Source organism: Butyrivibrio sp. XBB1001 (genome assembly GCF_000424505.1).
In the GTDB taxonomy this organism is placed as follows: Bacteria; Bacillota; Clostridia; order Lachnospirales; family Lachnospiraceae; genus Butyrivibrio.
The window spans coordinates 38589-61588 of record NZ_AUKA01000018.1 but is presented as its reverse complement, the minus strand read 5'-3'; the positions used below and the strand labels follow the sequence as shown (position 1 = coordinate 61588).

34 protein-coding genes are annotated in these 23000 nt (G+C 37.9%); 3 read left to right on the top strand and 31 right to left on the bottom strand.

All coding sequences use genetic code 11. The features are described 5' to 3' along the window. The 13 genes from thpR to G631_RS21655 all read right to left on the bottom strand — a co-directional run. Positions 1 to 503 (bottom strand): RNA 2',3'-cyclic phosphodiesterase (gene thpR, locus G631_RS0113775; RefSeq protein WP_026489945.1); only part of this gene is annotated, 503 nt, incomplete at its 3' end. Positions 504 to 832: 329 nt separating this feature from the next. After that, on the bottom strand, positions 833 to 2269 hold the full coding sequence (locus G631_RS20380; RefSeq protein ID WP_051197267.1) for a TFIIB-type zinc ribbon-containing protein: 1437 nt from the start codon (positions 2267 to 2269) through the stop codon (positions 833 to 835). Between the two features lie 314 nt (positions 2270 to 2583). Further along, entirely contained in the window at positions 2584 to 2742 is a 159-nt protein-coding gene (locus G631_RS21000) for a hypothetical protein (protein ID WP_155833937.1), read from the bottom strand. A gap of 56 nt (positions 2743 to 2798) precedes the next feature. Next, positions 2799 to 4298 carry a hypothetical protein gene (locus G631_RS0113755; RefSeq protein WP_026489944.1) on the bottom strand — a complete coding sequence of 500 codons (1500 nt, stop codon included), beginning with the start codon at positions 4296 to 4298 and terminating at the stop codon, positions 2799 to 2801. 13 nt (positions 4299 to 4311) lie between these two features. Further along, complete coding sequence (locus G631_RS0113750) at positions 4312 to 5577, bottom strand: hypothetical protein (RefSeq protein WP_026489943.1); 1266 nt, start codon at positions 5575 to 5577, stop codon at positions 4312 to 4314. A gap of 115 nt (positions 5578 to 5692) precedes the next feature. Continuing rightward, complete coding sequence (locus G631_RS0113745; protein WP_026489942.1) at positions 5693 to 5956, bottom strand: Mor transcription activator family protein; 264 nt, start codon at positions 5954 to 5956, stop codon at positions 5693 to 5695. Positions 5957 to 6301: 345 nt separating this feature from the next. Beyond that, positions 6302 to 6670: a DUF2085 domain-containing protein gene (locus tag G631_RS0113740; protein WP_026489941.1), complete on the bottom strand. Its 369-nt coding sequence runs from the start codon at positions 6668 to 6670 to the stop codon at positions 6302 to 6304. Further along, complete coding sequence (locus G631_RS0113735; RefSeq protein ID WP_026489940.1) at positions 6670 to 6879, bottom strand: hypothetical protein; 210 nt, start codon at positions 6877 to 6879, stop codon at positions 6670 to 6672. Before G631_RS0113735 ends, G631_RS0113740 begins: the two co-directional genes overlap by 1 nt. A 64-nt stretch (positions 6880 to 6943) precedes the next feature. After that, positions 6944 to 7369, bottom strand: a complete 426-nt coding sequence (locus G631_RS0113730; RefSeq protein ID WP_026489939.1) for a YkvA family protein — start codon at positions 7367 to 7369, stop codon at positions 6944 to 6946. Between the two features lie 744 nt (positions 7370 to 8113). Next, positions 8114 to 8413: a hypothetical protein gene (locus G631_RS0113720; protein WP_026489938.1), complete on the bottom strand. Its 300-nt coding sequence runs from the start codon at positions 8411 to 8413 to the stop codon at positions 8114 to 8116. A 126-nt stretch (positions 8414 to 8539) separates the two neighbouring features. Further along, on the bottom strand, positions 8540 to 8848 hold the full coding sequence (locus G631_RS0113715; RefSeq protein WP_026489937.1) for a hypothetical protein: 309 nt from the start codon (positions 8846 to 8848) through the stop codon (positions 8540 to 8542). 16 nt (positions 8849 to 8864) lie between these two features. Continuing rightward, on the bottom strand, positions 8865 to 9254 hold the full coding sequence (locus tag G631_RS19320) for a hypothetical protein (protein ID WP_051197266.1): 390 nt from the start codon (positions 9252 to 9254) through the stop codon (positions 8865 to 8867). Between the two features lie 118 nt (positions 9255 to 9372). Continuing rightward, a complete protein-coding gene (locus G631_RS21655; RefSeq protein ID WP_442855811.1) occupies positions 9373 to 9453 on the bottom strand; it encodes a hypothetical protein in 81 nt (26 codons plus the stop codon). Here G631_RS21655 and G631_RS21650 point away from each other — a divergent pair. After that, positions 9423 to 9908, top strand: a complete 486-nt coding sequence (locus G631_RS21650) for a TetR-like C-terminal domain-containing protein (RefSeq protein ID WP_196803878.1) — start codon at positions 9423 to 9425, stop codon at positions 9906 to 9908. The genes G631_RS21655 and G631_RS21650 overlap by 31 nt on opposite strands. A gap of 458 nt (positions 9909 to 10366) precedes the next feature. Here G631_RS21650 and G631_RS0113700 read toward each other — a convergent pair whose 3' ends face one another. The 8 genes from G631_RS0113700 to G631_RS0113665 form a co-directional block, all read right to left on the bottom strand. Continuing rightward, entirely contained in the window at positions 10367 to 10819 is a 453-nt protein-coding gene (locus tag G631_RS0113700) for a hypothetical protein (protein ID WP_026489936.1), read from the bottom strand. 136 nt (positions 10820 to 10955) lie between these two features. Beyond that, positions 10956 to 11522 carry a DUF6985 domain-containing protein gene (locus G631_RS0113695; RefSeq protein WP_026489935.1) on the bottom strand — a complete coding sequence of 189 codons (567 nt, stop codon included), beginning with the start codon at positions 11520 to 11522 and terminating at the stop codon, positions 10956 to 10958. A gap of 41 nt (positions 11523 to 11563) precedes the next feature. After that, the gene (locus G631_RS0113690) at positions 11564 to 11845 is read right to left on the bottom strand and encodes a hypothetical protein (RefSeq protein WP_026489934.1); all 282 of its coding nucleotides are present in this window, start codon (positions 11843 to 11845) and stop codon (positions 11564 to 11566) included. 165 nt (positions 11846 to 12010) lie between these two features. Continuing rightward, entirely contained in the window at positions 12011 to 12406 is a 396-nt protein-coding gene (locus G631_RS19310) for a hypothetical protein (RefSeq protein ID WP_035789851.1), read from the bottom strand. Positions 12407 to 12722: 316 nt separating this feature from the next. Beyond that, on the bottom strand, positions 12723 to 13508 hold the full coding sequence (locus tag G631_RS0113680) for an ADP-ribosylglycohydrolase family protein (RefSeq protein WP_051197261.1): 786 nt from the start codon (positions 13506 to 13508) through the stop codon (positions 12723 to 12725). A gap of 14 nt (positions 13509 to 13522) precedes the next feature. Then, positions 13523 to 13900, bottom strand: a complete 378-nt coding sequence (locus G631_RS0113675; protein WP_026489932.1) for a DNA-directed RNA polymerase subunit alpha C-terminal domain-containing protein — start codon at positions 13898 to 13900, stop codon at positions 13523 to 13525. Continuing rightward, positions 13860 to 14339: an Lrp/AsnC family transcriptional regulator gene (locus G631_RS0113670; RefSeq protein ID WP_026489931.1), complete on the bottom strand. Its 480-nt coding sequence runs from the start codon at positions 14337 to 14339 to the stop codon at positions 13860 to 13862. The genes G631_RS0113675 and G631_RS0113670 overlap by 41 nt, the downstream gene beginning before the upstream one ends. Positions 14340 to 14881: 542 nt before the next feature. Beyond that, complete coding sequence (locus tag G631_RS0113665) at positions 14882 to 16240, bottom strand: PASTA domain-containing protein (RefSeq protein ID WP_026489930.1); 1359 nt, start codon at positions 16238 to 16240, stop codon at positions 14882 to 14884. A 166-nt stretch (positions 16241 to 16406) separates the two neighbouring features. Here G631_RS0113665 and G631_RS0113660 point away from each other — a divergent pair, with 166 nt between their 5' ends. Together G631_RS0113660 and G631_RS0113655 are read left to right on the top strand one after the other, a co-directional pair. Next, positions 16407 to 17105, top strand: a complete 699-nt coding sequence (locus G631_RS0113660; RefSeq protein WP_026489929.1) for a hypothetical protein — start codon at positions 16407 to 16409, stop codon at positions 17103 to 17105. A 235-nt stretch (positions 17106 to 17340) separates the two neighbouring features. Beyond that, entirely contained in the window at positions 17341 to 18399 is a 1059-nt protein-coding gene (locus G631_RS0113655) for a hypothetical protein (protein WP_026489928.1), read from the top strand. A gap of 155 nt (positions 18400 to 18554) precedes the next feature. On the opposite strand, the gene G631_RS19305 is transcribed toward G631_RS0113655, so the two are convergent. The 10 genes from G631_RS19305 to G631_RS21265 form a co-directional block, all read right to left on the bottom strand. Further along, the gene (locus G631_RS19305) at positions 18555 to 18791 is read right to left on the bottom strand and encodes a hypothetical protein (RefSeq protein WP_035789850.1); all 237 of its coding nucleotides are present in this window, start codon (positions 18789 to 18791) and stop codon (positions 18555 to 18557) included. Then, the gene (locus G631_RS21470; protein WP_255345428.1) at positions 18788 to 18916 is read right to left on the bottom strand and encodes a hypothetical protein; all 129 of its coding nucleotides are present in this window, start codon (positions 18914 to 18916) and stop codon (positions 18788 to 18790) included. Before G631_RS21470 ends, G631_RS19305 begins: the two co-directional genes overlap by 4 nt. 140 nt (positions 18917 to 19056) lie before the next feature. Beyond that, positions 19057 to 19401 carry a hypothetical protein gene (locus G631_RS0113640; RefSeq protein ID WP_026489927.1) on the bottom strand — a complete coding sequence of 115 codons (345 nt, stop codon included), beginning with the start codon at positions 19399 to 19401 and terminating at the stop codon, positions 19057 to 19059. A 9-nt stretch (positions 19402 to 19410) separates the two neighbouring features. After that, positions 19411 to 20052 carry a hypothetical protein gene (locus G631_RS19300; protein WP_155833936.1) on the bottom strand — a complete coding sequence of 214 codons (642 nt, stop codon included), beginning with the start codon at positions 20050 to 20052 and terminating at the stop codon, positions 19411 to 19413. 122 nt (positions 20053 to 20174) lie between these two features. Beyond that, positions 20175 to 20918 carry a peroxide stress protein YaaA gene (gene yaaA, locus G631_RS0113630; RefSeq protein ID WP_026489926.1) on the bottom strand — a complete coding sequence of 248 codons (744 nt, stop codon included), beginning with the start codon at positions 20916 to 20918 and terminating at the stop codon, positions 20175 to 20177. Next, the gene (gene bcp, locus G631_RS0113625) at positions 20915 to 21370 is read right to left on the bottom strand and encodes a thioredoxin-dependent thiol peroxidase (protein ID WP_026489925.1); all 456 of its coding nucleotides are present in this window, start codon (positions 21368 to 21370) and stop codon (positions 20915 to 20917) included. Before bcp ends, yaaA begins: the two co-directional genes overlap by 4 nt. Positions 21371 to 21396: 26 nt before the next feature. After that, complete coding sequence (locus tag G631_RS19295; RefSeq protein WP_035789849.1) at positions 21397 to 21750, bottom strand: nucleotide pyrophosphohydrolase; 354 nt, start codon at positions 21748 to 21750, stop codon at positions 21397 to 21399. 23 nt (positions 21751 to 21773) lie between these two features. Beyond that, positions 21774 to 21944 (bottom strand): DNA/RNA helicase domain-containing protein, encoded by a 171-nt coding sequence (locus G631_RS21595; protein WP_242829107.1) that lies wholly within the window; start codon positions 21942 to 21944, stop codon positions 21774 to 21776. A gap of 394 nt (positions 21945 to 22338) precedes the next feature. Beyond that, positions 22339 to 22572 (bottom strand): hypothetical protein, encoded by a 234-nt coding sequence (locus tag G631_RS0113610; RefSeq protein ID WP_155833935.1) that lies wholly within the window; start codon positions 22570 to 22572, stop codon positions 22339 to 22341. A 127-nt stretch (positions 22573 to 22699) separates the two neighbouring features. Then, complete coding sequence (locus G631_RS21265; protein ID WP_026489922.1) at positions 22700 to 22990, bottom strand: hypothetical protein; 291 nt, start codon at positions 22988 to 22990, stop codon at positions 22700 to 22702. Between the last annotated feature and the right edge of the window lie 10 nt (positions 22991 to 23000).

Genomic DNA, 23000 nt, shown 5'->3' with positions numbered 1-23000 from the left:
CTGGCATACCCAATTTCCGTATATACCACTCCATGCCTCCCCTGCTCAGACTTCATGAGAGAAATGCCATTGACTCTCATAGCGTCACTTTCCTGAAACTCTGGCAAAAAAGCTTTGCCCTTAGTGCAGTCTGCTCTCCGGATCAGCGTCACATGCGGCATGAACTTCTTTCTGTCAAAAGAAATCTCTTCTTCCAAAAGAGCTTTCCTAAGCCTTTTCGCATACTCTTTCAGGCTCTCGTTTTCTTCAAACTCAGCAAAAAACATATCTCTGAAAGGCCTGTACCCACTCAGCCTTACAGAAAAAGACCTAAGCGGCACCTTTTGCATAACCTCCACCACCTGCTCAGGATCGTCATACTCCCCAATGAAGGCCAGCGTCATGTGCAGGTTCTCACGGCGAGTATAGTTCCCTTTTACCCCGCAGCGCCGCAAGTCATCCTGAATTTCCCCAAGGCTGTCCAGCATATTGTCATCAAAACAGATTGCAATAAAAAGTCTCATCAGATCAGCTCCCCATCTATTATTTGCTTCGTCTCTTTTATTATATGCCAAATTTAATATACGCTTAATAGAACTTTCAATGAAACAATGTTATGATTTACTCACCTTCATGCAGGAGCTGTCGTGTCTTCTGCATTCATAAGAAAAATGAGAGACTACCGTTCTGGTAAGTCTCTCATTCGACGTTATAGGCAAATTATAAGAAGCAGAGTGACAGATACTGTAAAAAATTGTTCGCTGAACCTATCACCTTGTTATGAAGAAAAAATGCCTCCTAAAAGAAGCGCTTTTGCGTCACAAGATATAAGAGTAAAACTACTCTTACATAATTAAAACGTATATCCCCAATCATACGCATAGAATGAAGTGCTTGCAACATCTTCTTTCAAATTACAATCCAACGCAAATGGTGTATTCTCACCAGCCCTAGCATTGCTTATATAGCCATCCACAATAGCAATCACTTCTCCACTAGTATTCCTACAAATTGCCAAAACCCTCACTTGATCTATATCGTTATCATTAGGATTATAAATTTCACCTACTACCTTATTTACTCTAACCGCACCATTCTTAACTTCCAATGGTTTGGGTTCATTACCACTGGTTATCCTCTTTAGATTATACTCTTTAGGCTCAATAACCTCAAAATCCACTGTAGCGGGCGTTACATCTACTAAAAATGCTACTGAACCAAATGTAACCTCTGACTCTGGATATATCTTGTTTAATGAATGTTCCATTGTATCTATCAAAGCTCCATTTTCATCCCTCGCTGTTATTCTGTAGCTAGGGAATTCGACCATTATCTCCTTATTAGGATTGTACAATGTCACATAAAACATAAGACACCCATATTCGACATACCAACCAGAATCCTTTATTTCAAGTGATTCAAATCCCGACGTTTCCATCTTCACAGAGCCAAACGCTGATTCTGGGATTTTTGAATCATCCCAATCTTCTCTGACAAGAGTAATATCATTACTCATACCCTGTATAGTAACAGTGTATGTGATTTTTTCATTATCATAAATGAATTTCTTAGTATCATCACTAGAAGCAAAAATCCCATTACCGGCATATGTGCTGTCAGATATCCATTCATATTGTTTTGAATCATCCGTAGGATTCTTATATGTACCAACCCAATAAGTATAAGGTGTATTGTCTCCTTCGACGATAAAGAACACCCCCATAAGGCCATCTTCACGTATAGTAGCTGCCATATAAGAATCAGCATGTTCTTCATGATTTTCCTGAACCCACAGTCCAGCTAAGTCGATTACCTTCTCATTTGTTTCCTGAAGCTGGATTTCACTATCACTTTCCTTTTTTGCATTATTCTTAGTAGTACTTTTATCATCTGTCATTTTACTTTTTTCTATATTCACCTCATCATCAACCGAACCGGCTCTGTCATCAGATGTTTTATTAAATACTACAACTACCACTGCAACAATTATTGCCAAAATAATCGTAATCAAAAGAATCTTGCCTTTTTTATGCCTATTTTTTTGATTCTTTATAGTCACCTTAACAGATTCACTATCATTAGATGATATCTCAGATGCCTCTTGCTGCGCACGTTGCCTACCTTTCTCAAAATCATATCCTGCTTGTTCAGCATTTTCGTATTTCACATGCTGAATCCCATCATCTATAAGCACTTCTGCACCACAATATTCACAAAACGCTTTTTCGTGCTCCGTATCAATTTTCAAATTTGCCCCACAGCGAGGGCAAACAACATCAACCAATTTCATCCTATAATCTCCTCACCTTCCTCATTAGTATTAAAACACGTCAGTATATCTTCTTCCCATTCTGAATTGTTTGCATCCCTTAGTGTAATCGAAAATGCTGTTTTCTCATCATTTAGCCATATATGTTCACAGTACCTGTAACCAGCCTTGAGAACATTTTAATTATCATCAACCTCTTCAATAACTACTTTTCTTTTTTTATGAATTTGTCTCTGTTTTCAAAAGCCCATTTTACAGCGACAAGCCCTAACTCGAATGCTTTCTTCTGATTCTCTGGATTCTTTATAAACTCTAATCCTCTTTGCATTTGATCTTCAGCAAACTTTGATGCAACAGGTTAGTGCCTTTCGCCCTGCAGCCTCAAAAATAGCTTCTGAAGTACCACTTCCCTCTTTTAACATAGAATTCGCTGGAAGAACAATCGAATCAACCTTCGCATCTATTATGTTCCCATTTACAATTCTAAACTCCACTTTATATACCTCCGCTTCATTATATAGCTTCTACTTACATCTACTCTCCACAACAATCACCCAAGTCTGAACGGTTCTTGTGATCTCATAGCTGTTTGAAACTCACCAAAATTAGCGTGTTGCAAAGCAATCCCAGCTTCATCAGCAAATTGAACTATTGACATCAATGCCTGGTCATAGTTCTCTCCAGTTTCAAGATTATACTCGAACGAATCTATGAACCTATCAAACATCTTTCGTTGCTTTGCCTCGCATTTTGCAATATGCTTCTTAAACTCTTCATGATATTCGTCCATTTGTCTTGTAGACTCTTGAAGAACAGCAGCCATTCGTTCATACTCTTCCGCATTAAGGTTGGCATTTTTTATGATCTCACGAGTGCATGTAACCACATAGCTAGCTGTTGTGTATACTGCCATCGGAACAAATGGATTAACAGTCTTACCCATTATAGCTGTAACAGACTTTGTAAAGTATATCGTTGTTGCTGCCTTAGCTGTTGTATCAACAATTTGCTCTTTTAACTCCTCCGCTGATATTTCACCACGTGCATATGAATATAGCGCTACTCCACCATCAATTATTCCTCCAGCCATAACCGTAGCTGCTGTTGAGTCACTCAACAAAGCACTTCCCTCTTTAACACCTTGATATCGTATAACAGTACTTACAACCCCCGTTGCACCGCCTCTAATTCCACCTTTGACAGCATCTACTCCAACATCTGCTAAAGCTTCCGATAATGCCTTCTTATCCTGAAAGACATCAAACATATTTGTCACACCTGAAACTATACCTGTAGTAACAAAGCTTGCTTTTGCCATGTTAGTAGCCGAACATTTCATTTCAGCTGCCACCTGTTTATGTTCATATTTTCTAGCAAACCTATCAGGAGAATCGTAAGCTTCTCGAACTTCCTCAATTGTTGTTCCTCCAGAAGTTGCCTTATCATATTTCAACTCATCTGTAAGATGCTCATGAACATCTCGATAATAGTCTGCATAAATTCCATCAGATTCGGCACGCGCTTTTGATAGTTTTTTTGCCTCGTCTAATAAGGAGCCATTCTCGTTATAATGGTCATCCTTGCGGATAAGCCTATCCATTCCATCGTATTTGCCCCAATGCCCTTTTTGTCCTCCAGCCTGATCAAAAACGCTTTTAGCAGCGCTGTTATCATGTCCGTTATTCGTAGATTGTACAAACTTTGCCTGTACTTCTTTTTTTATTACATCTTTATCTTTAATAAGTATATCTGCAGCAGCACCTGCATCATAAGTATCTGTAACTATTGCTTTAGCCGACATACCTTTTGAAGCTGCATCTACATTAAATTTCGCAGCTTCAATATACTCAAAAAGATTTCCTTTTTGAGCATCAAAAGGTCCGTTTTGAATTATGGGAGTACTAACTTTCCATCTGAACAGATCCATTCCTTCTATAGCAGCATTTGTTGCATTTTGAGCATTTTGAGAAGCTGCATTTCCCAGTAAGGTACCCACCGTCTTTGATGCATTTTTAGATACTTTTTTGGTTATTCTTCCAAACAAAGACATTTCTCACCTCCTGTTAGAGCACATATGCGATTATCGCCATTATTCCCAATGACGATATCAGTCTCACAAGCCTCCAAACATATAAGCGACTAGCTGGCAGATCTCTGAACTTAACAAATATAGGAAAAGCTATTAAACTGCACAGCATATACAATATGCCCTTCAAAACACTTTCCTTTACAGTGAATACTCCAATTACAATTGCAAAAGCAACTGCAATAAAATTAATTACAAGCATCTTATTTGCTACTGGCTGCCATACAAGATTTCCGACTAGAGCGTCCTCCCCTTTCATTTTAAAAGTTTCTTTTTTCACTTTCTTTAAATCTTTCATTGACGTCTTTAAAGCTGATGCCGCCTCACTTGAAACCTCCCCTTCAGCTGTTAATATTGGGGTTGCTAAAACGTGATAATAAATCTGCGCCATAAGCCATGATAAATGTAAAGTCTTTTGCTCCACTAATGACAGACTATCAAAATCCACTTGTCCATTGGAATCTATCGGGTGGCTACTTTTTATTCTTTCAAGTTCCTTAATAAAAGGCTCAAATTTCTTCCCAAACCTCTTTATAAAGTCAGAGTAGTTATCTGACATTTTCTCAATTCCGTGCATTCCTGTCGAAATCATCTTCATCTGTGAAGCTGCATTTTCTGCCTCTGAATGGATTCTATTTGCCTCAGCAAGCTTTTCTTTTCCTTTTGCACTTGCAATTGCGGCTGCAACACCGAGAATCGGCGCTATAACAACTCCAGCTAAAACAAGCTTTCCAGCAGCCATTCCCAAGCCTCCTACTGCCTTAGCTCCACCGCCAAACCACGCTAGTGTTGCATTATTTTTTGCCGCCCCTTTCAATGCAGCTATTGCCGTTCCTGTTGATGCCGTACCAAACATCATTGCACCGCCATATGCTGCAACACCTACTAACGCTCCAGTTCCTATTGCTGCAAATCCTGCCTTGGCCACCTCATTTGCATTCATTGAAGCATTCTCGATGTTCATAAGCATCTCCTTGGGTTCTTCACCGCATCCAATAAAATTCATGTTTGAATCCTCAATACGTTTGATTTCAACATTCTTGAAAGACCCAAATGATTTCGCAAATGAATCCATCCCTTCCGACCATGCATTAACTTTTATTTTGCCAAGCTCTTTTAATGCCTTGGATGTTTCTTTCTTTTGATGCTCAAAATCTTTTTGCGCGTCATCATAGATTTTTTTCGCTTCATCCAGCAAATTTTGTATTTCTTCTTTATGCGTTATTGGTTCTAAAATACCCATTGACAGGCTCCTTAAGTATAATCTTTTACAATAAGTAATTCTGTAACCATCTCTTATTTTACATCATAACAATTAATACCAATATACCTAGCCAATAATCTATCTCCAGCTCTTTTTACTCATCTTCATTAGCTATTTCGGTAATAATCTGGCGAATCCTTCTCTCTGTAAGCCCAAGAACCTTAGCCATCTCTGATGGTTTCATTGTTTGCATATTTTCACTGATAAATTCCTTGCGAAATTCAATTGAATAAAGCTTCTGGGGGAATGTGATATTAAGACCAGAAAAGCGCTTCCAGATCTTCAATGTTGCAGCATCGCCCAGCAATTCTGCCAATTCTTTGTATACGCCACTATAGCGTTCCGGATTGCTGTTCATTGCTATTACCTCCTCGTCATTATTCAATTGTAAAGAATCCTTTTTGAAAATATCACTTGCTGTTTGTCCTGTAATTTTCATGTGAAATTTGCACTACCTTTTTTCCATAGTATTTTGCAGTGCATTCCTCCTTTCACTACAGGACATGATTTTTACGCGAATTATTCCTTTACAGTGATTGTCATTTTTTCTTTCTATTTTCATGCAATGGTGCCAGGGAATATACATAAGGAATGGACCTAGGAGGCTTAGTTTGTGGTCCATTTCCATGTCCTGCGCACCCGATCTAGGACAAAATAATAGACCAGACTGAGCATCGCAACAGAGTACTGGTCTATATAAGAGTTATATTATTGTCTTAGCAAATCTAATAACCCAAATTATCAAATAGAAGTATGCATATGTCATAGCCAATCCACAAACTGTACCGGTCACAATTCGTCGATAATTGTTTGACATAAGTAATTCAATATATTGGATAAACCAATCTATTCCCATAACGGCAATAAATATCAGTATCATAATCCAAGATATACGAAGTCCACCGATAATACATGCTATTCCAAGCAACTCACCTATCAGAACTCCAGTGCATCGAGCACATAATGGAAATTGATATCCGCCAATTGAAAAACTCCTACTTTCCATCTGATGGCAACCAAGCACATGACCTATATCCATTAGCTTGATCCATACTTTATCCTTCTTGTTCATTACACTTTCCACTTATAACCACAAGAATTGCAAACCCAATAATTTATATTCTTTGTCTGTTTTCCTTTACCACAAGCTCCACAAAGGATTCCTATAGGACCAAGTAATAATGCACCAAGACATCCTTTACCTGCGCTAAAATCCTTTCCAGAAGTCTGTGTTTCATTAATCACAGAGCAATTCTCATTTCCACACTTTGGACATTTCATTTTCTAATCCCTCCAATACTAAAGTTTTAATTATATTATCAAGCTTTTTTCAAGCAGATAACCACTATTCAATGTTCTTTCCGTTCTTTTCACGCCACTCCAAATACTCATCAATGTCGGATTGAACCATTTTCAAACATACTGTAATTACTGTCATATCATCAATATAACCAATCACAGGAACATTATCAGGTATCAAATCAATTGGTGAAACAAAATAAATCAGTGCACTTACTATTGCTATAACAGATCCTATTGGAATATCAGTATATTCCTTTTGTACATAGGATTTAACTAACGATATCATCGTTGGGATGATTGCTAAGGTCGTTCCAGCAATTGGAACAAGCTTCAGCTTCCTCTCAATTCGCTGGAGTAAACGCTCAAATTTATCCACATCATTAATTGTCTCTTCGGCTTTCTTCTTTCCTTTGTCTAAGAGCTTCTGTGCCTCTTCATCAGATATTTCAATCTTTTTTTCGTCTGCCATAAGAACACCTCTCCCTTCTCTATTTTAGTATTCTTTACACATATTCAATTATACACGTTTTCATAAGAAATATAATTTAGAATTGATTTTTCAGTGGTGTAATGTGACCGTAATGTGAAGAAAAGTTCGCACTGACTGGCACTTATATCAAGTTCCGGTGTGCACAAGGTTTTCATGCAAGGGCTATAGTTATAGTATTTTTAACTTGTTTATATGCAATTACGCCCACATGCTACTTTCATGTAAAGCCACTTCAGTCCTCTCTTACACACAACTATATATGTCTTCTATTTTCGTGTAAGAGCACCAGTTCTATGATACTTAACTTGATTATATGAATTCACACCTTTCAGCTATTTTCGTGTAAAGCCTCCACTTCAACTCTTTTATACTTGTTTATATGAAACTACACCTTACTACCACTTTCGTGTAAGCCGCCTAATTTTTTGGCTTACATGAAATCCTGCATCTTGATCACTTTCGTACAATGGGCCCAGAAATTCCATCTCTAAATACCATGCTGATTCTCTCATTTCACCATTTAGGAGAATTATTTTTTTACAAACAACAAAAATTATTTGCCACAACATCACCTTCATTCGTATATATAAGCAGATAAGAAAAACATCCATTTCACTTTACGTGGCTTACGCTTCACGAGCGGCAGGAATAGTTGTTAAGTAAAAAAATAGCATCCACAGCAAAGGTGACGACGTTTCACCAGAGCCCAGGGATGCTATTTTTTTATTCTGATATGCGGATGTTGACCCCGTTAGAGTTCTCATACTTTCTGTGTTCGTTGATCTCCATTTTTCTGACGATCTCTGCACCTAAATCGATGTTGAGAATCTCAGCCATACCTAAAAGATATATCGCAACATCGGCCATTTCCTCGCCGACAGTAGGCAGTTTCTTTCGATATGCATCATACAGTTCTGCCAATTCACCATGTATAAAGCAAAACTCTTTTTCGATATTTGTTGTGTTAAAGCCTTTGCTGACCTTGTTCTGATATATTCTTCTCTGGATATCCTTTGTATTCACTATTTTAATCCTCACTTGTATTTTTGTAAGTATGCTCAATTGAGCGACACCTGACTCATATTGTCTACGTTGTCTTTAGCAACAATTCTGCATTACCCTGATTAAGCACTGCCTCCCACTCCTCACTCATCTATACTCATTGAAATCATTTTCTATATAATCCACAGCTGCTTTCCCATCGATGAATTCCTGATATTTAGGCATTCCGCCAGAATATGTAAGGTGATATATACGATAAACTTTATCATCTAACAGGAAAAGAACATCATCATTAGAATAGCTTCTAGCTATTGCCTTAACATTTGAGTTTGATGCAAGAACCGCCTCTTTCTTAAGCTCATTCTCAAAGAATTCATTTTTCAGTTCTGTTCCCCAGTTAAACTCTTCACCGTACTGCTCTTCCAGTTTTCTGATCTCGCTTACCACATCATACATTCTTTATTCGCTATCCTCATACTCTCTTCAAATCCTCTGGTGTCTTATTTCCACAGCATCTATCCTTTACCACCACTACAACAGTTCCAACTGCAGCGACAGCAAAAGAAATAAATCCATACACTATCATAAGCGCCGCACCAAAAATCGGAGTCTCAGGATCAGCACTGACAAAATAGTAGTCATAATATGTGTAAAGAATCATTCCCACAACGGTAGATGCTACAAGCATCAGCGATGAAATCACATACTCTTTCATGCCTTTAGCATGGAACATATTTATAACTCCGAGGGCTACAATAATTATCAGTAAATACCTGCTGATCAGTGTTCCTCTCAGTTTATCAACTATGAAGAACATAATAAGCGGTATCAGATTAAGCCATTTTATATATTTCGTCTCCATCAAATTAATACTCCTGAAAAATGATCAATTTCATGCTGGATTACAGGAATTTTCATCTTGTAAACAGTCGGTAATGTCATAGACGCATAATTATTTAGCTTAACTATGTTTTCATTTATCAGATCAGTAGATGTCCACAGTCAATCACAAGCTCACTTCCGGTAACACATGCAGATTCATCACTTGCAAGATAAAGCACCCCGTAAGCCACATCCTCAGGACCTGATCAGTCTCTTTTACTACTTCTTCCCAGTCTGCGCGTTTGCCAACATCCTGGTGCATGGCTGTCATCTCAAAATTACCTTCTTTTGCAATCTCGTCCATAACTTTCTGGACATTGCCTTCCCTTCTTGCTGCTCCGACAACCTTTGCCCCTTCTTTAACAAAAGAGCTTTTGAAGATTCCTCCCAGAATGCTCTCTGGCAGTACATTATGGAATACTTTTCGGACAGATATGCCCAGGAAGCAAAAAGGATCCTTGGTACCGATACTCTGGAAAAACAAATCCAGTTCAGCATAAGGCTTTATTGCTATGGAACCGTTGGAATTACAAGAGAATGGCTCCTTACAGACAATATAACTCCGGCACAGACCATTGTTCAGATGATGTTTATGTCCACGCCGGAGCCGTTAAAAAGTATCTATTTTAAATAATGGAGCATACGGGACTTGACCCTTATGCTGTTATAACTCCAGGATGTTGTCGTAATCCTTTTTCTTGCCATTATATACCCCAAATCAAAGCAAAAAGCCCGGTTGGGTAATCCAATCGGACTTGATTTTGCTCTAGTTCTCTGATTTTATAGATGCCCGCCATCTTGCCTCGCGGCACGGATTAACCTATCCGTAAAAGGTTTTGATGGTCTCCTGATAACGACACGCGCCACATTAAGCCATCTCGGAGTTCGAGTTTTTACACTGTCAGAACCAGTGGGAGAAGCTCCTTATCTCCATAAAGATGAGCACGCTCATCTGGCAATTAAAATATAACATGTGAGGTGGCAAATATCAATATGATAAGCGACAATTTTATATTTCTTTCACATGTAGTTCCAATTCCAGATACCATGACGGTAATTACCATGTTCATTTGTAGTACTCGCGCATGTTTTTCAGTTATTATCCTGACTTACGGCCCACTTAAAGAACGATGTTCTATATCCTGAGTTTTTATTAACCCTGTATACTTTGCCACAGGTCTTACACTTTACAATAGCATACTTAGAAGAATCAGCATAATCACCCATACTATCATAATCAATAGGATCATCTCCTATAATTTCAACATAATCCCTAAGCAGCGGGCTATTTGGCCTGTCGTCAAAAAGCAAGGAGCATACGCATTCCTGCATTAAAAGTTGCCCGTTATCTAATCGAATTTTCATTCGTTCTTCTATTGGTATCTGCGAAAAGAAAACACAATAGTAGCCATCCGGGTAGTTCTCTATAATCTTAAAGCCGATAAAATCTGGTTTCCCATCCTTCATGTCAAACAGCAAGCATTTTGAATCAAAAAAGCCAGTAAGAATCGCTTTCCTATTGTTATAAATCACGTTATAATCCATTCTGTTTTACCGTTGCTTTCTATTTTTCACACAGTATTTTAGCCTGAAATCTTATATCTTACAATTAAGCTCCGGTCTATGCAAAAAAACCTTGACTGACTTTGTCAACAGGTGCATATCTGCTTATTTAAAAGTTTCAAGCATCCTTATCCACGTAGTTAGTGTTCATGTCTTTGTCTGGATCATAATATCCATACTTGTCGATTATATACGCCAATCTGCTTGTGTTAGGACCATAGTCTTCAAATGCACCTACATACAGTATCTTTCCATCAGATATGGTGATCTCAAGGCCATGCTCAACTTCCCATTTGCATCCACCTTCTATATGGAACTCAACTCTATCCCGGCGGCAATGATCATCAACTATCACAGACCTTATCCTGATAAGCTTTAGGACAGATCCTTCGTTTACTGTTCCCATGTCAGCCTTCTGTTCATCATCTAAAAACTGCTCAAAATCCTTATAATACCTTACAAGATATTTGCAGAGTCTTTTCTCTACTTCCAAAGGCATACTATCAAGATAATCCAGACATCCTAGCGCATAAGATATCTGCTCCTCTGATCTGCACACCAGCCTAAAGTCTTCACCCCATTTTTTTGATGTGGTAATAGCTGTTATTAGTCCTGAACCAGACTCTTTGATCTCCTTGATAATATAACCATCACTTTTTTTCTTTCCAAAAGAAAACAATCCCATCTATTCACCCCATTACCTTTGATGTGACTGGCACTTTTATCCTAGCCTTCAGCTACGATTGTATAAGTCCTGCCCTCTATCTCAACATCCGCAAAATGCGCTGCGTCCCATACTTCCCATTCTACGGTAAAAGAGCTATCGCTAGTCCACTCAATATCATAATCGGTATTGTACCTGCCATGTATATCCTTAACTTCTACTGCCTTTTTAGAGGGCTTATTTCCTTCTGCTGAATACTCCTTTCCATCTTCGGCAAATTCCAGGCATAGAAAACTCTCGCCTTGTATCGCCTTCCAAAAAAGCCAATAAACTAAAAAAGCCAATGATCAAAAATGGGAAAGCTACCACTCCAACTGCTAAAACTCCTATTACAAACAAAACTCCTTCAAGCGCGTTTTTACTTGTGTTGTTATCCATTTAATGCCTCTTTCTCTAGGGGAATAGCTATTTTTCATGCCATTCCCCAGTTGTCTTAATCTATCTTAGTTTTAGTCGTTGTAATCATTCCAGTAATCTACTGCAGCGTCGTAAGCCTCGTCTTCATCCTCGTAGTCATCTTCGTAATCGTAGAACTCTTCGTACTTATCATCTGCGAAATCCTGAGCTGATTTATAATTCTTAGCTCCATAATAGTCGCTGCTGTTCTTCTTGCCACTCTTCTTGGTAGTGTTCTTTGAAGAGCTGCTACTCTTCTTACTTGTACTCTTAGAGGATTTGCTCTTACTGGAAGAACTACTTGTTTTTTTCTTAGATTTACTTGAACTGCTCTTTGTTGTATATGAAGTTTTAGTTTTATTGGATGCCTCTACAGTTATAGGTGATACACCTACTGTCATGAACATCACTACCATCGCCATCAGTAAACCAATCAACATCTTCTTCATGGTTAAATCTCCTTGTAATAATGTATTGGCACGATTACTCCGTAATCCTGCCCTCTCGGTCGGAACTATTCCTAATCATGACTTCGTCATGATGTTTCCTCCCTCTTGGGTGGGTTTGTGTTATTGTATCTCAACCATAAAGCCTCAACCCATTTTCAAAAATATTTTCTTTTGTTATTTCAGATGAGTTATTTTTCTATTTCTATGAAATAACTTTCTGTCCTCACATTTACCTTACATTTACAGCCTACACGATCAGGTGGGTGATAAAAATCCCTCTATCCGCGAAGCCAGTCCTGGCCTACAAAGGTGGCCATCACATCACCAAAATTTCATAAAGATCCGGAGTCAAATATGTCTTGAGTAGCCCCTCCGCATCGATATTACCGAATCCCTTATAGAATTCCTCTGCCACACCTCCAGCAATTGCCCCGAAGGTATCAGAATCACATTCCAGGGAAAAGACATTTCTAAGGAATGACTCGTAGTCTCTGCTCTCGTAAAAACATCTCATAGCCGCAGGCACTGACCCTTGGCAACTCTCGGTCCACACATAGCGCGGCCTGATCTCTTCAAGGCTATAGCCAATGCTGTACTCGTAATCTTCCTTTGGATACTGCTCCAGCACATAATCGTAAATCTCTTGCTTACTCTTACCGTGCCCAGCCATCCAGACGCAGGTTGCAGTTACAACAGCTCCCTTGATTCCTTCAGGGTGATTATGGGAAACCACTGCTGTAGTCTCAGCCATCTTCTGCATTTCTTCATAGTCTTCGTAATACTCACCAACAAAAGACACTCTCATGGCAGAGCCATTTCCCCAGCTATTATAAGGCTCGTGACTCTCACCATTGATCCAGTTATAGAACCTTCCGCCATATCCACAGAAAGGATACTCTCGTCCAACACTCACCATGGTCTCAACTAGATCTTTACCCTCTACAATGGCCTTCTTGATTGCAAGACTCATTACAGAATCATCCGTAAAGCCAACTCCCTGATCAGACAAAAGAGCTACATGCTCCCAGTCCAGATCCTTTGGCCTGTCGAACTCATACTGCGCACCCAATATATCTCCAAGAACTGCTCCTTTAATTGCCATAGTTAAGCCCTCCCTTAGTTCTTTCTCTCTGCATTCATCTGCACTACTTCCAGGATGTACTTTGCTCTCTTTTCCTTGGGAAGTGCGCTGTACTGGTATAAAAAGAGCTTCTCCATTATTTCTCTGCAGCTCTTGGCGCCGCAGTTTCTAATCTTGCTGATTTCCGTTCCGGAAGCGATTGACTCTGCCAGTTCTCCAATAGTGCTGTAACCAGCTCTTTTCAAACTGTTATAGGCTCTCACCCCCAGCTCTAAAGATTCAATCGGTGTCTCACTCATCTGAGAATTAAGATATATCTTGAAAAAGAACCTGCTGCCTTTCTTCTCATATACGTGATCCCCGGTTATCTGCTCAATTATCTGTGACAGTGCCTGACTCTGATTTTCGCTCATATTCAATTCCTCCGTAGACGTCCTTGATAATCTCACGGACAGTGCGAGCATGATATTCTTCAATATCATTTATGCAAGCTTTCCTAATTATCTTGGCCATGTAATTGATCTTCTGGGATGAAGTAGATACAGCGACAATGTGAATATGATGTTCTTTTATAGTGGTAAAAATCTGCCTCACGTCCTCAGTTCTTGTTGCCACATAATCCAGTACTCGGTCAAAGCCATCAGGTGTTGTGATAATATCAATCAGCATCGTAATCTCATCATCACGCCTTATGTAGGTGTTGTACTGACGGATGATTCCCTCACTCTCAAGCTTTGTGACCCTCTTCTTGGCTGCCACTCTTGAAATGCCCAGGGCATCACCAATTTCTTGATAGCTCATACGAGCATTGCCTTTGATCAAATTCAAAATCTGCTTATCTTTTTCATCCATGTTGTTAGCTCTCCTTTAAGGAATCGGCACGATTACTTCGTAATCTTGCCATATCGGTCAGAACAATTAAATCATGACTTCCGACCTCTCAGTAGTCGACTCTGATGAGGTGATTATATTCAGGCACATAAATTTACGCAATAGAAAAGGTTACGATTCGTAACTTTTCAGTTTCGTTTCGTAACCTCGTTATACCATCAGCACCTTAAGTAAGCGCGTAATGTGAAATTTTAAATTCCGGTTTTTAAAGCAAATAACAAAAACGGAATTTACTCTTGCACATAGTTTTTGATACTATCTCATAGGTTATCTGTCTGTTAGGCGTAAGTAAGCCGTAATGTCATACAGAACACTTGATTATTTTTATTCTGCATATGAGACATCGAAGTACCCCCCATAAATTTCCCATGGTTGCTCTTAGTATTCGTTTTTACCAAAGCTCTGTTTTTCATTACCACATTGCCTGATTCCTTATCATAATTTCTGGGAGAGAAAGAACTGCTTCAAATTTAGTTGTTATTATTATACATTCTGCTTGATAATTATCTTAATTCAAAATGCTCTACTTTTACTCTAGGAACGTAGTATGAATCTACAGTTTTATTATATGAAAATCCTAGCAGCAGGCTTCCCTGATATTCTTTTTGTTTAATATCTATTGTAGCCTTTCCATCACCATATCCATATGCTGTTACCTTGTCTCCAACTTTTAATGTAGGTTCCTGAACCGACCTATCATCATATAAAATAACTGTCTCTCCTTCATATATTGCCCAATATGAAAGACTATACGTTACTCCCAGTATTCTAGAGTCCTCTATTTTCGTTATTTTTACGTTCATTTTCAAAGGTGTAGCTTCATATGTCTCTGGATATCTGTAAAGAGCCTCATATCCTATAGTTTGCGTCGAATCCTTAAATGCTTGTAAACTTCCTTTTGAAATCTCAACATCTACAGAATACTCACTAGATAAATCTGTTCCAGGCTCAAATTCTGCTGAAACAACTGTATTATTAGCACTATCGCTGAAAACTTCTGTAGCATACATATTTATACCCATGTCAGAGAGTAACTGCTCAGCACTTTCAGCATCCATCCCAACTATATTGGGCATTATTTTTTGCTTTCCTTTTGATGTATATAATGTTACTGCCTCACCTTCTTTGACCTTCACTCCAGCAGCTGGATTGGTTCGTATTACTACGCCCTTTTCATAGGAATCACTATATTCTGATTCTTCTTCAAACTTGACACCACTTCCGAGTGCGTCCCTAATATCACTTTTAGCATCATATTTTTCAAGTCCTAAAACATCAGGCATAATCATATTTGATTCTTGTGAATTATAATCATTGCTACCTTTTCGCTCATTAGCTATCTCTAGTCCAGAAACATATTCTGAATATGTTTCTGCATTATTTTGAGCTTCTGTTGTAGTTTCTGATACATCATTTTTTGTATCTGGCAAAAAAGCTGATACCCACCCCATGCATCCCAAAAAGCCTATAATCATTGCTGCAATAGATAATCCATGTTTATGTTCGTCATCTTTTTTTGCTATATCAATTATGCTAAGAATAACAGCTACTGGGCCAGTAATTAACAATAATGAGCATACTAATGCAGCAACGCTAATCCATGAATTCTTCTTTTTTACAGCTTTGGCTTGAGTTTGCTTTATTTGATTAGCATTTTTTGCAACATTGTTATTACCATTAGTCACAGTGCGATTAGCTGAAGACTTCTGCGGACTTACACCTTTACTCTGTGCTGTTCCCGCTGAAGTTGAAGTACTTTTTTTAAAACGGGTACCACACTTAGGACAACTGACTGACTGTGCAGGAATTATTGCACCACATTTTGGACATTTAGCCTTTGCAGTAGTTGTAGTAGTAGCCATATTGCATCTAACCCCTTTCATTCATCTCAGACTACAATCTTACAAGTACTATTCTATCATCGATATATAAATCAAATGTAAACTTAATATAATAATGCGATTAATTAAAAATCTTGTATAATAGTTGTATTGATTGTTTTTAAGATATTTCAGGAGGGAAAACATTATGAAAAAGCAGTTTTTAGCAATCCTATTAGCAGGAACACTAGCATCATCGATGCTGGCAGGATGTGGTTCAAGTCATGAACAAAATGAGCAGCAAGCAGAACAGGTTGAAGAAAAAGTTGAAGAAGCATCATCAGAGGCTACAGAAACTGTAAGTGAAACCTTGGAAGCAGCAAGTGAGGAATCATCAGATGTTCTGGAAGAATTGGAGGCCATTGGAGATGTCGATGTAGATAAGAACCTTTTTGATGTTACGATTACAATTCCCAAAGACTTTATAGGCGATACTACCCAGGAAGAATTGGACAAATCAGTAGCTGAAAAAGGATATCAATCAGCTATTCTCAATGATGATGGAAGCGTTACATATGTCATGACAAAAGCTCAGCATAAAGAGTTAGTTGACACTGTAGCCAAGCAGATAGACAATGCTACCGCTGAAATGATTGGTTCTGAACAGTACCCTAACATTACAAGTATTCAGGCCAACAGCGATTATACAAAATTCACGGTAACTACTAAAAGTAGTGAATTAAGTCTTTCAGAAAGCTTTTCAGTAATGGCTTTCTATACATTTGGTGGAATGTACGGAGTGTTCAGCGGAGAAAAAGCAGATAATATTCAGGTCGAGTTCGTCAACGCCGATACTGGAGAAGTTATGAATACAGCAAATTCAAAGGATCTGGGCGACGGTAATTAACTGAATTTTAGTAGATATATAAGTGTAGTGGTACCAGTGATGAAGAGAACGATATTGTTGGTTCTCGCTATTGATACTATCTTGTTTCAAAAGGACATGAGGAAAGAGCTATTGGTGTGGCCTTAAACCACATCAAGAGCTCTAATTTTTTCCACTTTCCTTTAGTTGGGCAAATAGGTAAAATAACAAGGGGTACAACTTTAGAGATAGGCATAAGGGTTGGAGGAGTATTAGCATGAATAATATTGGGAATATAGTTAATTGGTTCAGTAGTTCGCAAGGAGTTGCATTCAGTGGCTTTTTGGCAATATTTGGCGGAGTAGGGACTATTTTGACTATAAAGGGGTCAATAGATAACCTCATAGATAAGAAAAAGAACGAGCAGATTATAAAACTAATTAAAGATTCTATTACCGTGGATGAATTATCAGAAAAGCTAGCCAAGGCAAAGGATGAGCTTGAATTGTGTGAAAACAAAACGAATGAATATAAGAAGGAAATAAACGAGAAATTGCCAAATATTGCAAAAGCTTCAGCGCTTAAAGACAGGTATCATGAGCAATTAGAGGGGCTGCATAATCAGTATGCTCAAGTTCTTGAGACGAAATCAAAATTAAATGAAATAGATGAAGATCAGAAATTGAGTGCCATTGGGGACTTACTAAAGGAAGATCTTTTGTCAATTAGAGATAAAAAAGAAATTCAGACTCAGAAGATCGAGCACATAATTATATTATTAGCTGTAATTATTCCGATGTATTTCATTTTACCCTTCCCATTTAACAATCTATGCTATTTCCTGGCATTACCAATATTTGCAAAGGAAATAAAAGCATATTTTGAATTCGATAATTGGTATAATGAGGCAATCACGACATATTTACATCAGGGATGTTTTGTTGTAAGTGTTATTTCAGTTTTTATAACACTTTTAAGCGGTCTTTTGTGGGAGGGAAAAAGTAGATTCATAAATTTAAATGGCAATCTGATTTCGTTACAGCTAGCAATATTGATTTTGTGTGTGATTCCATTTGCAATTGTTGTCGCTGAGAGTTTCTATTTATCTGTTAAACATAAAACATTACCCGCTTTTGATATTGCTATTTTTAGTTTATTAATGATATACATATTAGCTATTCTTTTAGCATCTGATAAAGCTACTATTCATAAGTTTGGAGACAATACACATATCAGTAGTACAATATATATGTTTATCATGATCATTTTTGTGATATATCTTCTTGCATTTGGGATTGTTAGGATAAAAAAACATAGACATCGCATAAATAATTGAGTCATTACTTCTAGAATAGATAAACGAATGCTACTGATGAAAAGAAAATAGGTATACATTCAATTTAATACTATAATATCTAAAATAAGCATCAGATTTAGAATGCGTAAAAAAAATGGAATACTGACCTTATAAAATAAATACAGTGTGTAAGCTTATCCTACACACTGTATTTTCCATAGTTCTAATATCCAATCAAAAAGAGAATCAGCGCCAAATCCATCTCGGAACTCTTTGCTGATTCTCTCTTTTTCTTTCTTGCGGTTGTAGGCCTTTCCGTTCGGAACGCTCCTTGTTACTGGATTAAGTTCTCCCCAGGTGCGTCTCTGTTTGGAATGGTACTCTTTTTGCTGTTTCTTACTTCTTTTGTCCAACGAAACATATTTGTTCATTTTATTTCCTCCGTTTCTTCCTTCGCAGCCTCTTTGTTATATTTTGATGCAGGAATACCGAACAGAAAACATACCGGCATTATCGTTGCACCCAAAACAAGAATCAATAAAATCTTAGCACTCATATTATAATCCCTCCAACAATTTTGATGTTGAAGTCATTATATCTAAAGACAATGTGCTTATATACGGTCATCTTGGCGGTTATCCTGCGTCTAATACACTAACTATGCAAATCAAACATAATTATAGCAACTTAAATAATTCACACTCCGCTATAACTATCATAACTAAGACTGATTGCTTCGCTTAAATGACTTAACATAACCTTCTTCCAATTCTGCGGAGTAACTTCTTCATTATTTGTCAGCGGATAGCAATCATCGTTGAGCGTAGTTATTGGTCTTCCATTTCCTTCAGCTGTACATTCCTTCTTGTATACTCGAAGATATCGCTTACCTTTATCATCTTTGACGATGGTCACCTCTGTATCTAAGTATTCAAAAGAGAATCCGCCAGGATTGTTATGCGTCTGTTCAATAGTCGTTATGGTCTTGTAGCCATTTACCCTTGGAGCTACTTTCTTTCTAAAAACATCAAATATACTCATGTTCCCATGTCACGATTGCTGTAATATGCTATTGCTGTCTTTCCCATTCAAAAATCTCCCTAATATTTCTTTCTCTTTGTTTCCATACATAGCTGGTGCTGGGTTCCACAGTAATGCCTTATTGTCATAAGCATACTTAACCTCAGCGTAATTAACACAATTATAGCCACCTATATCCAATGCCTCAACGTAGTTTTCAACATGAATTTCGACCCAAATGAACTCTTGAAAAAGTTCATTACATTTCCGATACTTGCAACTGTTTTTGTCAGAATATGTATAAAAACTATAGAGATTAACCCCTTTATGAAACGCCCCTGTTTTTCCAACCTCAAAAGGAACAGAAGCCATCAGTCTTATTATTTCACATATCTCATTTATGATATTGTTGCTACTCCCTACCTCTACACATATCCATTTTTCCTTATCCACCTTCCCCCAAAGACTCCATAGTTGCTTATGCTCTTTTTCATATTTGAATGTAGAATGCCTTCTAACATCACCTATAATCTTTAGAATCCCAGGTTGCTCAATTTTCCCTCTATGTCTAGCAATTTCACAATATCTCTCGGGATTATGTTCTATTTCCTTTAAAATATCTTTATCTATGTTCATGGCGATAATCTTATTAAGATCAGCAATCTCCACCATCAGTTTCATCCACCTTCACATCTAATATTACTTCCTCAACGACTTTTACGCATTCTTCAGCATGTTTCTTAATATCGGTTCCCCAAAATCTAATAACTATCCATGTCTAAACAAAAGGAAATCTAGCTATGTTCAAACACTATCTGTGTGGCATTGGAAAGATTTTCTCTGTAAACATAGCCTAGTCTGTCAAAAGATCTGATGTCGTCTGGGTCCTCTATCTGATGCTCTGCCATATACCTGACCATTTCACCTCTAGCCATTTTTGCATACGTTCCTTTGGTAACAAATTTACCCTTTTCCATCTCACCAAAAACAACTGTTACATAGTGGTCTTCGGGTGTTAGATACTTCTCTATACATTTAGAGTATTCCTTGGAAGCAAGATTTACTATTACTCCAGAGTCGTCCCTTACCTCTTTGTACAGTGAAGAGCCCCAAAATTCATATAAGTCCTTGGCCCCATTTATTACCGCTTTTGCCTGCATTTCAAGCCTATAGGGCGTAACCCCGTCCATAGGTTTTAATACTCCGTAAAATCCCGACAGAATTCTCAGATGTTCCTGAACATAGTCAAAAGAACTGTTCTCAAAAACAGACGGAGCCATATACTGAAATGCAATTCCCTCGTAGGAAATGATTGCCGGAGTCAGCCTTTTATAAATGTCCATTTCTTTAACGCGCTTAAAATTCTGCTCCGCAATCTTGTCATTACAATTCCATAGCCTCTGCAAATCCGCATATGACTGCATTCTAAGCCAATCAAGGATTTCTTTGGTTTGATCCAAAAAAACCGGTAATCCTTGGTGCTCAAGAGTATCAGTATCGATGTTCATTTTCTTTGCAGGAGACAAAATGATCCTCATGACAATTCACCCAGCATCTTCTCGGCATCATCTGCGGCTTTGACCTTATCATTTGCTCTGATGATTATGCCCTCTTCATCAATCAGGTATGTCGTTCTGACTACGCCCATGGATGTTTTTCCATAGTTTTTCTTCTCTTTCCAAACATCGTAGGCTTCTATCACCTTGCGCTCAGGATCAGCAAGCAGAGTGAAAGCAAGTCCGTAGTTTTTTTCAAACTTTTTGTGTGATGCCACTGTGTCCTTGCTTACTCCAAGAACAACTGCACCTTTTTCGGTAAATTGAGGGTATCTCTCTGAAAAGCCGCATGCCTGCTTGGTACAGCCGGAAGTATTATCCTTGGGATAAAAATACAGAATAACCTTCCTGCCTCTGTAGTCCTTAAGTGAATGCATTTCCCCATTCTGATCAGGAAGTTCAAAATCTGGTGCCTTTGTTCCTACTTCTAACATAGTAAATCCTCCTAAAAAATGGACCCTTAACTCCGTCCCCTAGTCACCTTTGAGTGAAAAAGTAATTTATCGTACTTTGTACTTACTCCCTTGCTTTTCTCTACAGGATACTTCTTTTCATTTTTATCTATCTTTTCATTTAGAATCTCGCAGATATCAAATCCCATCTTCTGTGACATCTGAATGCAATAATTCATGACATCAGCAAGTTCTTCCTTCAGAGCTGTTTCATCTGCTTCAGAGCTCCACTGAAAGCATTCCAGAAGTTCACCTGCCTCTATTGAAATAGATTTTGCCAGATTCTCAGGACTATGGAATTGATCCCAATCACGTTCCTCTGTAAATCTAGCTATTCGCTCACATGTTTCTTCAAAAGTCATTTCTGTCTTCCTCATTTTGATTACTAAAAATATTTCTTTAAATATTCTCTCAGCCCCGGATCGCATGCATAAATGTATGTTCCCTTGATTCCCCTAGTCATCAGTGTGACATATATATTCTGAATATATCCCTTTAATTCGTCTACATTTCCAGTCTTGCCGAGATGATCATGATAATTTGATTTATCAATCATTATAGTTTTAAGCTGTCTGACCCTTTTATCCATTCTATTGTATCAAAAAAGTGCGCTGTTGATTATTTAATATTCGCTTAATAGAAATTTCAATGAAACAATGCTACGATTATTTCACCTTCATGTAGGAGGTGCCGTGTCTCCTGCATTCATAAGAAAACGGAGAGCTGTCATATTCTTGACTTTGCTCTCCGTACTACGTTATACAAAAAGAATTTATAACGTTCTATTAGTACAACAGTATCATTTATTGTGTCCTATAAACCCTACATTCCAATTGCGCTTGTACCCTGGAATTATGAAACATGTTCCTTTCAACCCCAGTATTTTCAGATGTTTGCCGTTCAAAAAATCAGCTCGAATCCATCTGAATTCTTTGCTGATTTTCTCGCATCTAGCCTTGTATCTGCTTCTTTATCTTATTAAGTTCAACTCCCCTACTGTACCTATTGTACTCAATACCTGCTTTTTGGTAAGCATCAAGCTTTTCTTCATCCTCGGGAGTAGTTTGCTCTATAGGAATACCCAATTCTTCATATACCTCCTCAAGAGATTTTGTTATCAGATTTTCCGGATGCTCTTTAATGTCTCTAAACGCATCATCAAGAACTTGTCTTTCTTCTTCCAAATCCTCCTGCTCATAGCCAAAGAATGAGACCTCATACAAATAACTAACAGCAACCTCTAACCTCTTCTATATCCAATTCTTTCAAAACCTGCTGAATAGTTTTCAAAACATGTACCTCTCATCTTACTTAAAACTGATTTATATACTTCTTGAATTCTTCAAAATCTTCCCTGGACATCACAGTATCCGAGTAGCAATAATCCCATCCCATGATAACAGACCAAATCTTTTTCATTTTGATGCAAAACGCTCTCCAAGGATGTAGATTGCTTTCAGTTTCAAAATTTCCTTTCATAAAGCAAAGAAAACCATAGTAGTCCTCATCTTCTTTATCTACACAAATATGGAATCCTTGCTCGCAATGGCACTTGCACGTAACTATCAATTCTTTTTTATCTTTTGTCATTAACACCGACATTTCTCATAAC